Below are 345 nucleotides of genomic sequence, written 5' to 3'. Positions count from 1 at the left end.
GGAAGTGATACGGACCATAGTTGTTGGAGCAGTTGGTCACCACCACCGGCAGGCCGTAGGTGCGGTTCCAGGCGCGAACCAGATGGTCGCTGCCCGCCTTGGAAGCAGAGTACGGGCTGCTCGGCGCGTACGGGGTTTCTTCGGTGAACAGGTCATCGGTGCCGTGCAGGTCGCCGTACACCTCATCGGTGGAGATATGATGGAAGCGGAAGGCCTGCTTCTGCTCCTCCCCAAGCCCGGACCAGTAGTGACGGGCCGCCTCCAGCAGAGTGAAGGTGCCGATCACGTTGGTCTGGATGAAGGCGGCCGGGCCATCAATGGAGCGATCCACATGACTTTCCGCCG

At 62.3% G+C, this 345-nt stretch carries 1 protein-coding gene; it reads right to left on the bottom strand.

Annotated elements, in window-relative coordinates; all coding sequences use genetic code 11:
• Positions 1-345, bottom strand: a 345-nt coding sequence (locus tag CWM61_RS28655; RefSeq protein WP_133122485.1) for a GDP-mannose 4,6-dehydratase, incomplete at both ends; no start/stop codon positions are given.

The sequence above is a fragment of the Klebsiella sp. K-Nf6 genome, from assembly GCF_002806655.1.
Lineage (GTDB): Bacteria > Pseudomonadota > Gammaproteobacteria > Enterobacterales > Enterobacteriaceae > Klebsiella > Klebsiella variicola.
This window is presented reverse-complemented; position numbering and strand designations above follow the sequence as displayed.